Below are 13806 nucleotides of genomic sequence, written 5' to 3'. Positions count from 1 at the left end.
CGCTTGCAGATTGGCGTTGACAGGTTGCATGGGCTGGGTTAAACTGAAAGCAGATATCGGAAAGGGGTGGAAACGATGCGGAAAACAGTGCGGAAATCGGTGGTCGGCTGGGCAGCGGGTCTGGCTGTGATTTGGGTCATGATCGTGCTTGCCATAGCGCTTTCTCCTACGATGCAGGGCAGTATTCCGTATTTGGGCAGCTTTGGCAGTCGCACGATGTGGGTTGCAGCTGCGCTGGCTGCGGCGGTATATCTGATTCCTGCGGTGTTATATGGCGTGGGACAGCATTGGGCGAAATATTTACTCGCGGTCATCAACGGCGCGGTGATGGTGGTGACGCTGGTGCTGCTCGGTTTGATGGTGATTATGCTGCTCTTTCAAATCGGCATTGAGGGCTGGTATGTCATGGGACTGGACCGATGGTTCCTTCTTGTAGCGGTCTTGGGCATCGCAGCATTTATTATGGGGTTTTTGTGGTTTCGGGCGGCGTTTCCCGTGCGCGGGTCGGCTTAAGGTGAAATAACGGATGGCGTGGTATGTCATCTGAAATGATATGCAAAAGGCTTGATATCTGTTTGTATCAGATATCAAGCCTTTTTTATGCGTGCGTGGAAAACGTAGGGGATTGGGAGGTTCGCGGCGGGGCGGTAGTGTCCCGAACAATGAGTTCGGAGGCAACAAGCGACACCAATACGGTGGTATCGCCGTTGATAATTTCGTCCAATCGTTTCACCGCTAATTCGCCGATTTTTTGTTTGGGGATACGCATCGTGGTCAAAGCGGGGGAAAAGAGGGAGCAAACAAGGGAATCGTCAAAACCGACAATGGAGAGGTCTTGCGGTACGCGAAGGGAAGAAAAGGATAGTGCCTTGAGAGCCCCGGCAGCAATGATGTCATTGTAAGCAAAAAAAGCAGTAGGCAAATCAGTGGTTTGCTCCAGATATCGGCTGAAGGCACGGCAGGCAGGATCGACAAAAATGGGAAGCGTGATAATGTCTTCCGGTCTCAATTCCAAACCGAGCTTTTGCTGGGAATGATAAAATGCGTTTTGTCGTTCCGGCAGGGCACCGGTGGCCTCGTTAGCGGTTAAAAAGCCGATGCGCCGGTGGCCGAGATCGTATAGGTGGCGCAGTGCCTGATACACGCTGAAAGTGCTTTCCACGGTGACGGAGTTGATGGAGTGTTCGGGAAAACGAGAGTCCACCACAACGGTTGGGATGCGAGTTGCTGAAAATAAATCGGCATGTATGGGATCAAATTCGGAGGCAAAGAAAATAATGCCGTCCAAAGATTGCTGGTTCGCTTCGTCGAGGAGGTGTGGTAAGCTGGTCAGATTGGTGTTGGTTACATTGATGTTGTAGCCCAGCTTTTTTGCGGTGGAATCCGCTCCGTCGAATATTTTTTCATAAAAATCGTCCACGGATTCGAAGAGATGTCCGGAGCCTCTGAAACGGATGTATAGAATGTTTCTTTTGGCGGGAAGAGTGGTTTCATGCCGTATGGAATAGCCGTGTTCGGATAGCAGTTTCGCAACTTGCGCTCTGGTTCTTTCGTTCACGCCAACGCGGTTGTTGAGAACTAGAGAAACTGTTGCGGGAGAAACACCGGCCAAAGCGGCAATTTCTTTGAGTTTCATGGATCTCGCCTCCTGATACTGATTCTATGATAACGTATGAAAATCAAAATTTCAAATAAAAAATTAAAAATAATTTTTAAAATTTTAAATCGCTTAGAAGAAAAACATTCCAATTAAAAGGGTAATAGCGACAAAAATAAGAGGAATAATTCATAAAAATAGACATATTGACAAGAAATAAGAAGAATGTTTTAATTAAAGCACAAAATAAATTTAGTTATTTTTAAAATAATTTAAAAAGAAGGGATGATGGATATGGCAAAACAGGTGAAAGCGGCTGTTATCGAGGGACCGGGAAAAATTTCAATTCAGCACTTCCCTTATCCGGATTTGGAAAAGTATGAGGGCGCAGTTTTGAAGGTAATCCAGTGTGGAATCTGTGGCACGGATAAGCATTCTTACCGCGGCGAAACAAAACAGAACAGCGGGAGCGACACAGAATTTAATGTTGCATATCCATACATCATGGGTCATGAGGCAGTTGGCATTCTGGATGCAGTTTCTCCGGGCGTTGTTCGAAAAGACTTTTACGGAGAGGAAATACATGCAGGGGAGCGCATTACCTTTTGCCCGGATATCGTATGCGGCGAATGCTACTATTGCCGAACGGCATCGTGGTATCCGTGGTGTGAAGATCCATCACGAGAGTGTTTCGGCAATACCATGTCAATAACGCGGAAGCCAAGTTTGTTCGGAGCCAATGCGGAATACATGTTTCTGCCGCCGAAGGCATATCTGTACAAGGTGCCGGACAAGCTCCCGGATGATATGGCAGTTCTAACAGAGCTCATGTGCGTCACCTATTCGCTGGATAAGGCAAAGGAAATGTTTGCGTTTGACGGTGAAGGTTTCGAATTTGGCGGTTCCGTGGTGGTGCTGGGCTGTGGTCCGCTGGGATTGGCGCATGTTATCAAAGCCCGCATGCTGGGGGCAGGCACAATAATTGCAACGGATATTTCGGATTATAAGCTCAATTTAGCCAAGGAATTCGGTGCAGATGTTGTACTGAATGTGCGGAATACAACAGCGGACGAACGGGTGCAGATGGTGCGTGAGGCAACGCACGGGCTGGGTGCTAATGTTGTGTGTGAATGCTCCGGCGTGCCGTCTGTGGTTCCGGAAGGATTGCGTATGGTGCGTAAATGCGGTGTATTTCTTGAAGTGGGTATGTATGTGGATATGGGCGGTATTCCGATTAACATGGCGGAGGTAACCGGCAAGAACATTCGCATCATTGGCATGAACAACCACGCGGCTACGGGCTATCGGCCGACTATGGAGATGATGCTGCGCCATCAGAATGATTTTCCGTGGAAGAAGTTTATCAGCCACAAATTTAAGCTGGATGATTATGATGAGGCGATTCGAGTCAGCCAAACGGATGAAAGTATGAAGGTAGTAATTGAAGCAAAGTAAACAGAATGCTTCGGAAAACGCGGATGAAGCCATCAACATGCGGTGAGAAAGGCGGTGGGAAGATGAAAGGAGCGGGTACGGTTCCGATTATTCGTTTTGAACATGTCACAAAAGTGTTTCCGGGAATCAAAGCGTTGGATGATGTGTCATTCAGTATTCGGGAAGGAGAGGTACACTGCTTACTGGGTGAAAACGGTGCTGGAAAATCAACACTGATGAAAATTTTGACGGGTGTTTACCATGCGGAATCAGGAGAGATCTATTTGCGAGGTGAAAAGATAAACGTCGGAGATATTCATCAGGCGCAAAAGCTGCGTATCGGCACCGTTTTTCAGGAAAACAGCCTGATCCCGCATATGACAGTAGCGGAAAACGTCTTTTTGACACGTGAGATAAAAAATAAGGCAGGTTTTATTGATTGGAACAAAATGTATAGCGAATGCGTTCGTTGGGGCAGTGAGCTGGGTGTTGTGCTCGATCCTCATATGCAGGTGAAAAAACTTTCGGTTGCGCAGCAGCAGATTGTAGAGATCGTTAAAATGTTTTCACAGGACCCGCAAATCGTTATTCTGGATGAGCCAACCTCTTCGCTGTCGGATAATGAAATTGATAACCTGTTTAATATTATTTTGCGCATGCAGAAAAAGGGAATTACTTTCATCTATATCTCACACCGCATGGAAGAAATCAAAAGAATTGGAAACAGCGGAACTGTATTGCGCGATGGAAAGTATATTGCCACCATCGAAGACGTCAAGCAAATGGATATGGACCAAATCATCAAGCTCATTGTAGGGCGTGATTTGGAGGAACAGTATCCGGCCCGCCAATCGGAAATCGGCGATGTGCTGCTGGATGTGCAGGGATTAACCGTAAAGGGCTTGATTGAGGATGTTTCCTTTCAAGTGCGCCGTGGCGAAGTGCTGGGCTTTTCGGGACTGGTCGGTGCAGGGCGAACCACTACGGCAAAAGCGGTTTTTGGCGCGCTGAAAAAAGCGGCGGGAAAAATTACCGTGGACGGAAAAGAGGTGCATATCAGAAACCCGCAGGATGCGATTCGATGCGGCATCAGTTTGCTGCCGGAAAACCGCAAGGAAGAGGGTCTGATTTTAACCAAGTCGATTGCATGGAATATGGTGTTTGCGAGTCTGCACAAGTATAGGCACGGCCCGTTTTTAGATGAAAAAAAGCAGTATGCGGATGTGGCGGCATACCGGGATATGCTGTCGATTAAGGCGCCTTCGCTGGATCGGCAAATCAAATACTTATCGGGTGGCAACCAGCAAAAAGTCGTGTTTGCCAAGTGGCTTTGTGCGGAATCAAAAATTTATTTTTTTGATGAGCCGACAAGAGGCATTGATGTTGGTGCCAAGAGCGAAATGTACAAAATCATAAACATGTTGGTGGGACAAGGACATGCGGTTGTCGTTATTTCCTCCGAACTGCCGGAAATTTTAGGAATATGCGATAGGGTTGCCGTGTTTCATGAGGGCAGGCTGACAGGAACACTGGATAGAAAGGATGCAACACAGGAAGCCATTATGCACTATGCGTTAGGAGGGCAGTGAGATGGAGCAGGCAAAACAGATTTGGGTCAAAATAAAACGGGTAAACGGAATAGGATCGCTGTTGCCGCTTGTACTCTTGCTGGTCTTCTTTGCCGTTACAACAGATACCTTTTGGAGTACCAATAACCTGATGCAGATCCTGAGGCAGTTCGCCGTATATGTCATCATGGGTATCGGCATGACCTTTGTAGTATTGACCGGCGGCATTGACCTGTCGCAAGGCTCGCTCCTGGCATTGTGCTGTGTAACAAGCGGTCTGACGCTAAATGCGACAGGAAGTATTCTGTTATGCATTGTGGTAGCGTTGGCAACAGGGTTTCTGGTTGGACTTATCAACGGAGTCATCGTTGCGTACATCAAGATCCCTGCCTTTATCATGACGCTGGGTTCCATGTATATTGTGCGTGCAGTGACTCTATGGATCACAAATTCCGCACAAATTGCGGTAAAGAATGACAGGTTTTCGTTTATTGGCCAAGGATTTTTGGCAGGTATTCCTGTTCCGGTCTATGTTTTTATTATCATTGCCATTGTGGCATACGTCTTTTTGGCGCATACGGCATCCGGACGGTATATCTTTGCGGTGGGATCCAATTGCGAAACAGCGCGTCTGTCCGGTGTGAATGTGGAGCGGACAACCATTCAGGTATTTGTGTTGTCCGGATTGGCAATTGCGTTGGCGTCGGTCGTTTATTTGGCCCGCCTAACCGCAGCACAGCCGACAGCCGGCCAAAGCTACGAAATGGAAGCGGTTGCCGCTACCGTGATTGGCGGCACCAGCATTGCCGGTGGAGAAGGCGGTATTTTTGGCACTGTAATCGGCGCCATTATCGTTACAGTGATTCGCAACGGATTGGTACAGCTTGGTGTGGGAAGCTATTTTACCACGTTGGTTGTCGGTGTGATTATCATCGCCGCAGTTTCATTGGATGTGATTCGTACGCGGATTGCGTCGAATAAATAAGCACAATCGGTAGAAAATCAACAAGAGAAACTTGTATGGAGGGAATCACAGATGAAAAAGTCGTTAGCAGCAATTTTATCGGCAGCAATGTTGTGCATGGCAATCACTGCTTGCGGAGGACAGAACAATGCATCCGGAACAGATGACAGTGCGGACAACGCAGCCAGTTCCGGCGGCGAAAATGGAACGATTGCCGTTGTGACCAAAACCATGAATAATCCATTCCATGTGACATATGGCGAAGCGATTAAGGAGGCAGGCGAAGCCGCGGGCTATGAAGTTGTTGTTTCCGGACCGGATGCGGAAACAGATGTGGATAAGCAGATTAGCTTGATTGAAACATACATCGAGCAAGGGGTAACGGCAATTGTCACCTCGGCTTGCTCTTCTACAGCTATTGTAGATGTCATTGAGCAGGCGGATGAGAAAGGAATACCGGTATTTTTGGTGGATTCCGGCGCGGATGGCGGGCCGTATATCTCGTTTATCGGCACGGACAATTACGCCGGCGGACAATTGGCAGGCGAATGGGTCGGTGAAAATGTCGACGCAGGCAAGTGTGTCATTCTGGATGGCAATTCCGGCAACGATGCAACCACCAAACGTGTTAAGGGTTTTACGGAAGTGATTGAATCTCAGTATCCGGACATTGAAATTGTGGCTTCGGATTATGCAAACTGTGAAATCTCCAAGGCGATGGAAGTTACGGAGAATTTCCTGGCGGCCTATCCGGATTTGAAGGTCATTTTCTGTGCAAACGATAATATGGCAATCGGCGCGGGGCAGGCAGTTGCGGCGGCAGGCCTGCGTGACCAGACTAAGATTTGCGGTTTTGATGGTCAGCCGGACGCAGCGCAGGCAATTATTGACGGCGAAATCGACGCTACTATCGCACAAAAGCCTGCAACAATGGGAAAAATGGTAGTAGAGGCTATTGAAGCATATCTTGCAGGTGAAACCGTGGAAAAAGAAGTGGATACGGGATGTGACATTGTTACTTCGGAAAATGCGGAAACCTATCTGGAATGGCAATAATTAAATAATCTCTCTCTTTTCTCCTATTTACTTGTATGCCTATGGCATAAGTAAGGCGGCTGCCAACTGGCAGCCGCCTTACTTTTTGCATTTGTCAGATTTTCTGCATGAAATTTGCCGCCGCCTTTGCCATGAGTCGCTTGGTACCCTTCTGGTCAAATGCGATTTCCAGCAGTGCGTCATTGCCCATCGGCTTTACCGATACGATCATGCCGTCGCCAAAAGCCTTGTGATGCACGCGGCAGCCCGCCGGGAAATCCGGCAGCGGCGCGCCCGCAGCCTTGGGAGCAGCGACCGAGGAAGCGGACGAGAGCGTGCGTGCACGCGTGATTTGTGCGCGGGGCAGGCCGGGTTCGGGCTGGGTGGCAGAGGAGAACATCCGAATTTCCACGATGTTGCTGTCGAGCAGCTCACGCGGCATTTCGTCGATGAAACGCGAAGGATGCGCGTACTGTGTGCGGCCGTACAGCAGACGGCGCTCGGCGCAGGTGAGATAAAGCTGTTCTCTGGCGCGGGTGACCGCAACATAGCACAACCGTCGCTCCTCCTCCATATCTTCGTCGCGTTCCATCGCGCGGAAGCCGGGGAACAGGCCGTCCTCCATGCCCGCAAGGAACACGATGGGGAATTCCAGGCCCTTGGCCGAGTGCATGGTCATCATCAGCACGGCATCCTCGTCCTCGGTAGACTGGTCCGCGTCGGTGTAGAGCGCCATGTTTTCCAAAAAGCCGCCCAGCGTAGGCGATTCGTTCTTTTCCTCATAGTCGACAATGTAAGATTTCAGCTCTTCGATGTGCTCCAAACGGCCCTGTTCTTCCATGCCGCCCTTTTCTTCGAGGGCATGGCGATAACCGGTCTTTTCGAGCAGCTCGTCGTATAGCTCGGAGAGCGAGAGAAATTCACGCTGCTGGCGCAGGTTTTCCATCATCGTACCGAATTTCTCCATCGCGGATGCGCTGCGCGTGAGCGGCGCGAACTGTGAAGCATTTCGTACCACGTCATACAGCAGCATACCGTTTTCCAATGCGATTTGCGACGCGGTCTCAACTGATTTGTCTCCGATTTTGCGCGTGGGTACGTTGATGATACGCCGCAGACGCAGTTCGTCCGCCGGGTTTTCCAGCACCCACAGATAGGCGAACATATCGCGCACCTCGGCGCGAGAGAAGAAGTCGCGACCCTTATAGACGCGATAGGGGATGCCTGCGCGGATGAACGCGGCGGCAATGTTATCCGAAAGGACGTTGTTGCGGTACAAAATCGCAAAATCACTCCACCGCCGACCTGCTTCCACGCCCTCGCGGATGGTGTCCGCGATATAGGCGGCTTCGCCCTCCTGACTGTCCGAGCGGTGCAGATGGATTTTCGAGCCGCCCGCCTGATCGGTCCAAAGCTCCTTGCCCTTGCGGCCGACGTTGTTGCGGATGACCTCGTTGGCGGCGCTCAAAATGTTGCCGGTCGAGCGGTAATTCTGCTCCAGACGGATGGTTTTGGCGTTTTTAAACTGCTTTTCAAACTCCAGAATGTTGGCGATGGTCGCGCCGCGGAATTTGTAGATGGACTGATCATCGTCGCCGACTACGCAGATATTCTCATAATGCCCTGCAAGCAGGCTGGTCAGCACATACTGGGCATAGTTGGTGTCCTGATACTCGTCCACCAACACATAGCGGAACTGCCGCTGATAATAGTCTAGCACGTCCGGATTGCTTTGCAGCAGCAGGACGGTTTTCATGATGATATCATCAAAATCGAGTGCGCACGCCTTGCGCATCTCCTTTTCGTACAGCTTGTAGACGTCCGATACTTTTTCACGAAAGTAGTCGCCCGCAGCGTCCGCGGCGAACTGCTTCGGCGTCATCAGCTTGTCCTTGGCGCGGCTGATCATGCTGATGACCGTACGCGGGTCAAAGGCTTTCGGGTCGAGATTTAACTGCTTGAGCAAGTTCGTGACCACGCGCTTCTTATCGTCCTCGTCGTAAATGGTGAATGCACTGTCAAAGCCTAAAAGGTCGCCGTGGCGGCGCAGAATGCGCAGACAGGCTGTGTGGAAGGTATAGGCCCAGACATCGTTTGCCGCCTGTTCGTCGGGCAGCGCGGCCAGCAGACGGTCGCGCAGCTCGCGTGCGGCCTTGTTGGTGAAGGTAATGGCGATGACCTGCCACGGGCGCGCGGCATCAACTGCGCACAGCTTTTCGGCGCGCGCGCGGTTTTCCGGCTTGGGTGCGGTCAGGTATTCGGTCAGGAACAGCAAGTCCTCCTCGGTTGCGCCCTCCGGGGCGAATTCGCTGGTCAGTCCCTGCCCGAAGCGCAGGATGTTGACGATGCGGTTGATGAGCACAGTGGTCTTGCCGCTGCCCGCGCCTGCCAGAATGAGCAGCGGGCCTTCGGTGGTGAATACCGCCTCCCGCTGGCGGTCGTTCAAGTGCGCAAAGGATTGCTCGATAATCGCGCGCCGTACGGCGGCGTATTTTATGTCAAATTTGGTCGGTTCCATGGGATTCCTCGTTTCATTTTGGAGATACGAAATCAGTATAGCATAAACCGGGAAAGAAAACAAATGTTCTTGTGCCCTGCATACGTAAAAAAGCCGCCTCACAAGGCGGCTTTTTTCAGATAAGTCCGATGAGCGTGCATATGCCGTGTGTCGCAAGGCAGAGCGCAAGGCCGAATGCGGTCGGCAGAGCGACGGCGGCAAGCGTCCATTTGATGCTGCGTGTTTCCTTCCAGATGGTCAGGCAGGTGGTTGAGCACGGCCAATGCGCTACCGCAAACACCAGTGTGCATAGCGCGGTGCAGACGGTCCAGCCGTTGGCCAGCAGCAGTGTACGGAACGCGGCAAGGTCGGCAACGTCTGCGATGGAGCCGGTGGCAAGGTAGCCCATGACGATGAGCGGCATGACTAGCTCGTTTGCCGGAAAGGCAAGGATAAAGGCCAGCAGAATCACGCCATCCAGACCGAACAGACGTCCGGCAGGGTCGAGTAAGGCGGTCAGGTGCGAAAACACTGATATGCCGCTGATATCGAGATTGGCCAGCAGCCAAATCAGTGCGCCTGCAGGAGCAGCTACCACCGCCGCGCGGCCGAGGACAAACAGCGTCCGATCGAACACGCTGCGCACAATTACCTGCCCAATCTGCGGGGCGCGATAGGGCGGCAATTCGAGCGTAAAAGAGGAGGGGGTGCCTCTCAGTACGGTTGCCGACAGCAGACGGGAGGCTGCAAGCGTCAGCACGACACTGCCCGCGATTACGGCGGTGAGCAGCAGCGCGCCGCCCGCCGCGCTGTCCGTGAAAAACACGGCACATAGGAAAATCAGCAGCGGAAACCGCCCATTGCAAGGCGCGAACGCGTTGGTCAGAATGGCGATGAGTCGTTCACGGGGTGAGTCAATGATGCGGCAGCCGGTCACGCCGCAGGCGTTGCATCCGAAACCCATGCACATGCTTGGGTAAGCAGCATAGAAGGTGAGCACCTGCGTCAGCGCTTCTTTGATGTAAGTTCTTCTGTAGCAAGTTTCTGCACCGGTCAGGCAATCCGGGAACAAGCGACGCATAGAATTCAACCAAGGGGAAAAGGAGGTCTACCTGTGAACCGTACCAAAACAAACGCGCCTTCGGTGCAGCGCCGCGTTCTGCTCGAACTGCTTGAAAATGTTATAGCGGCGCAGTTTGAGGAAGAAGCAGTCCGAAAACCGTCATAGGCCATGAGGAGTGCTTGCAGGTGGCAATAGGAAAGGGGAGGCAATCATGCAAAACAAATCGACTGCCTGCCGGGCGGTTCTGTACCTGCGGCTGAGCCACGACGACGATAATCCCGGAGAAAGCGAGAGCATCCAGAACCAGCGCAGCCTGCTGCAAGCATATGCAGAGCGGGAAGGGTTTCCCGTTGTAGGGGAGTACGTGGACGACGGATGGTCGGGTACCAGCTTTGACCGTCCGCGCTTTCAAGATATGCTCCGTGATATGGAGCAGAACCGGTTCGAGGTTGTGCTGGTCAAGGATTTGTCGCGGCTGGGGCGCGATTATATCCAAACCGGGCGGTATCTGGAGCTGGTGTTCCCCGAGCATGATGTGCGGCTGATTGCGGTGGGGGATGGCATCGATACTGCGCGGGCAGATACCGACCTCGCGCCGTTTCGCAACGTCATCAACGAGATGTATGCCCGCGATACCAGCCGCAAGATTCGCGGCGCGCTGCATACCAAAATGCAGGCAGGCAAGTTTATCGGCAATTTTGCGCCGTATGGGTATCAAAAAGATCCCCAAGACAGAAACCATCTGATTCCGGATGAGCGGGCCGCCGCGACCGTGCGGCAGATCTTTGCATGGGCGGCTGCGGGTAAGCGCCCGGCGGAGATCGCGCGGATGCTGAACGAGCGCGGCGAGCCGCCGCCGGCTGTCTATCGCACTTTGGTCCATCCGGAACTGAATCCGGATCATTACTCCAAACGCAAGGCGTGGACCTCGGTGGGGGCCAGCCGTATGTTGCAAGATATGGTGTATCTGGGCCATATTGCACAGGGGAAGACCGACAAGGTCAGCTTCAAAAGCAAAAAGACTCGCGAAAAACGGATAGACGAGTGGATCATCGTTCCAGATTGCCACGAGCCGCTGGTTTCCCGGCAGACCTTTGACGCGGTACAGCGCCAGCGGTCGGCTCGTCGCTGTGACCGGAAAGGAGCGTTTTCCAATCTGTTTTCGGGACTCGCTTTCTGCATGGACTGCGGCAAGGCCATGTCCACGGTCGGAACGCGCAGGAAAGGCTCAGCGGCTAATCTGGCCTGCGGCGCATATAAACTCCGGGGCACCGCTGCCTGCTCCAATCATTTTATCTCCTATGAATCGCTTTATCGCTGCGTGTTGGATGCGGTGCGGCGCTATGTCCGCCTGTCCGAGCAGGACTGCGATGCCTTATTCGAGCGGTTGCAGCATCGTCTGCGTCTGGGTGAGCGGGGGCGAGAAGCAGGCCGCGAGCGGGAACGGCTGACACAGGAGCTAACGCGGGTACAGCGTCTGGTCGCGCAGCTCTATGAGGACCGCGCAGCGGACAAGATTGGAGAGACGAACTTTTATCCGCTGCTCGAACGATATGAATGTAAGACAACCGTGCTGGAGCGGCAGATTGAGGCGCTGCAACCGGATGATGAAGTAAAAAGCTTGCGGCGGCTGCAGGAACGTTTGTGGACGCTCATTCACCGCTATACGGATGTGGAGGAACTCACGCCGTCTCTGTTGTTTGAGCTGATCGAGCGGATCGAGGTCGGACAGGGTACATACGAAAAAACAGAAAAAGGCAAGATGAAGCGGCAGAAAGTTATCATTCATTTCCGCTTTCTGCCCGCACCTTGCGAAATCGACTGGATAGAATAAACGGGACGCACCGGTTAGAGCGTGCGTCCCGTTTGTTTGTGTCCTTTATGGAATTAGGTCAGTGCGGTAAAACTCGACAGAATTTTCGCGCCCTCCGCACGGGTGGCGCTGCCCTGCGGGGCGAGCGTGGTTGCGGTGCGACCATTCAGCAGTCCGGACGCGACCGCCCATTGCATGGCTTCCTGCGCGTATGCGCTCACTTGTGCGGCATCCGTGTACACGGACAGGTCAGCGCGTGCGCTGGTATCCATGCCGAGGTGATTTGCCAGTCGGTAGAGCAGCACGGCGGCCTGTTCGCGGGTGACCGTGTCATTCGGTGCAAAGGTTTCGTCGTTGTAGCCGGTGACAAGGCCGTTCGCCCGCGCCCAGTAGACGGGCAGGGCATAATAGGCATTCGCATCCACATCGGCATAGGGATAGCCGAGGTTGTCGCCCACCTCGGGCTTGCCCGCGAGGTTATAGAGTACCGTGGTCAGCATCGCGCGTGTGATGACCGTATCAGGCGAGAAGGTATAGGTGCTCGTGCCATTCATCAGTCCCTGCTCGACAATCTCGCCCACGCTGTTATAATACCAGCTGTCCGCAGGCACATCGGTGAATAGTCGACCGTATTTGGTCAGCGTGCAGGTGACAACCGAGCTGTTCAGATGTCCGGATAGCATGGCGATGCACTTGGTGGTTGTTGTGGGCGTGAACGGTCCGGTATAGAGCGTGCTTTCAGCGGTCGGCGTGGAGCCGTCGGTCGTGTAATAGATGGACGCGTCCGCAGTGGCGCACGAGAGTGTCAACAAGCCGTTTTCATAGGAAACCGTCGGCGCAGCCGTTGGCGGTATGCCCGCAACTGTTTTGGTTGTCACCGGCGTGCGCGTGCCGTATTTGTCAATGCCGACCACGGTGAATGTTGTATCCTTGGTAATCGTAATCGGGCCGGTGTACTTGGTGCTGCCGAGGTGTGGGGTCGCGGTGCTGGTGGTGTAATACAGGGTCAGACCCTTGTCCGCGGTCGAAAACGTGACCGAAATACCATTGTCACCCGGTGTGGAGGTGATGGTCGGCGCCGTATAGGCGGGCAGGTTGGTTCCCTTGTTCGGGGCGCTGGTGTAGACGACGCCGTTTTGCGGGGTGATGCCGCGGCGGCGCAGCAGCTCGGCCGCGGTGACAAATTCATACCCCTGCGCTTTGAGCGTATCAATCGCGCGCAGCGCACCCTGTACGCTGGTTTGATAGATGTCGTGCGTCAGCACAATTGCACCGTCATGCGCGCCCTTGATGATGTTGTTGTAGACCGTGTTTGCGTTGCGGTACTTCCAGTCGAGCGGGTCCACGCTCCACAGAATGATAGGCGCGGCAACCGTGCTCTTGACCGCGCCGCCTACAGCGCCGCCGGGGGTGCGCACCATGTCGGTATACGAGCCGCCCATGCGGTCAAACAGCAGGCTTTCCACACGGCTGACCTCGCTCGAAATCGTGCTCGCGCTATAGTTGTCAAACGGGATGAGGTGCTGATAGGTATGGTTTGCGAGCTGGTGGCCCTCGTCCCGCATGCGGGTGAGCAGGTCTTTGTGGTTGACAATGCCGTGCGAGCCGTTTGTACCGTTCATAAAGAAGGTGGCTTTCGCGCCGCGTGCTTTCAGACCGTCGAGCAAAGCGGCGGTATAGGTCGAGGGGCCGTCGTCAAAAGTGAAGGCAATCAGTTTGGTGTTTGCGCTCGCGGCAACGGGTGTTTCCTCAGCTGCCGCAGCAAACGGCAGGCAGGGGACAAACAGCGCAAGCATCAGCAATAGGGCGGTGAGTCTTTTTTTCATAATAGTCTC

General features: G+C 53.1%; 10 protein-coding genes. 6 read left to right on the top strand and 4 right to left on the bottom strand.

Annotated features, from left to right (window positions below; genetic code table 11):
• Window positions 1-75: 75 nt before the first annotated feature.
• Window positions 76-513 (top strand): DUF5391 family protein, encoded by a 438-nt coding sequence (locus tag ACTQ34_RS02715; RefSeq protein ID WP_441362386.1) that lies wholly within the window; start codon window positions 76-78, stop codon window positions 511-513.
• 85 nt (window positions 514-598) lie between these two features.
• Here ACTQ34_RS02715 and ACTQ34_RS02710 read toward each other — a convergent pair whose 3' ends face one another.
• Window positions 599-1636, bottom strand: coding sequence for a LacI family DNA-binding transcriptional regulator (locus ACTQ34_RS02710; protein WP_441362385.1), 1038 nt, complete (start codon window positions 1634-1636; stop codon window positions 599-601).
• A gap of 255 nt (window positions 1637-1891) precedes the next feature.
• Here ACTQ34_RS02710 and ACTQ34_RS02705 point away from each other — a divergent pair, with 255 nt between their 5' ends.
• The 4 genes from ACTQ34_RS02705 (at window position 1892) to ACTQ34_RS02690 (ending at window position 6619) form a co-directional block, all read left to right on the top strand.
• Window positions 1892-3052, top strand: coding sequence for a zinc-dependent alcohol dehydrogenase (locus ACTQ34_RS02705; protein WP_441362384.1), 1161 nt, complete (start codon window positions 1892-1894; stop codon window positions 3050-3052).
• Between the two features lie 62 nt (window positions 3053-3114).
• Window positions 3115-4620, top strand: a complete 1506-nt coding sequence (locus tag ACTQ34_RS02700; protein WP_441362383.1) for a sugar ABC transporter ATP-binding protein — start codon at window positions 3115-3117, stop codon at window positions 4618-4620.
• Between the two features lies 1 nt (window position 4621).
• Window positions 4622-5584, top strand: a complete 963-nt coding sequence (locus tag ACTQ34_RS02695) for an ABC transporter permease (RefSeq protein WP_441362382.1) — start codon at window positions 4622-4624, stop codon at window positions 5582-5584.
• Window positions 5585-5635: 51 nt separating this feature from the next.
• A complete protein-coding gene (locus tag ACTQ34_RS02690; RefSeq protein WP_441362381.1) occupies window positions 5636-6619 on the top strand; it encodes a sugar ABC transporter substrate-binding protein in 984 nt (327 codons plus the stop codon).
• A 94-nt stretch (window positions 6620-6713) separates the two neighbouring features.
• On the opposite strand, the gene ACTQ34_RS02685 is transcribed toward ACTQ34_RS02690, so the two are convergent.
• Window positions 6714-9116: an ATP-dependent helicase gene (locus tag ACTQ34_RS02685; RefSeq protein ID WP_441362380.1), complete on the bottom strand. Its 2403-nt coding sequence runs from the start codon at window positions 9114-9116 to the stop codon at window positions 6714-6716.
• Between the two features lie 115 nt (window positions 9117-9231).
• Window positions 9232-10176, bottom strand: coding sequence for a nucleoside recognition domain-containing protein (locus ACTQ34_RS02680; RefSeq protein ID WP_441362379.1), 945 nt, complete (start codon window positions 10174-10176; stop codon window positions 9232-9234).
• A gap of 193 nt (window positions 10177-10369) precedes the next feature.
• Between ACTQ34_RS02680 and ACTQ34_RS02675 the strand changes: the two genes are divergently transcribed.
• Complete coding sequence (locus ACTQ34_RS02675) at window positions 10370-11992, top strand: recombinase family protein (protein ID WP_441362378.1); 1623 nt, start codon at window positions 10370-10372, stop codon at window positions 11990-11992.
• A gap of 53 nt (window positions 11993-12045) precedes the next feature.
• Here the strand turns inward: ACTQ34_RS02675 and ACTQ34_RS02670 are convergent, their stop codons facing one another.
• Window positions 12046-13797 carry an S-layer homology domain-containing protein gene (locus ACTQ34_RS02670; RefSeq protein WP_441362377.1) on the bottom strand — a complete coding sequence of 584 codons (1752 nt, stop codon included), beginning with the start codon at window positions 13795-13797 and terminating at the stop codon, window positions 12046-12048.
• Window positions 13798-13806: the final 9 nt, after the last annotated feature.

This window comes from Agathobaculum sp. LCP25S3_E8 (genome assembly GCF_052117165.1).
Taxonomy (GTDB): Bacteria; Bacillota; Clostridia; order Oscillospirales; family Butyricicoccaceae; genus Agathobaculum.
Note: the sequence above shows the minus strand (reverse complement) of the source record. Positions and strands in the feature narration are given on the sequence as shown.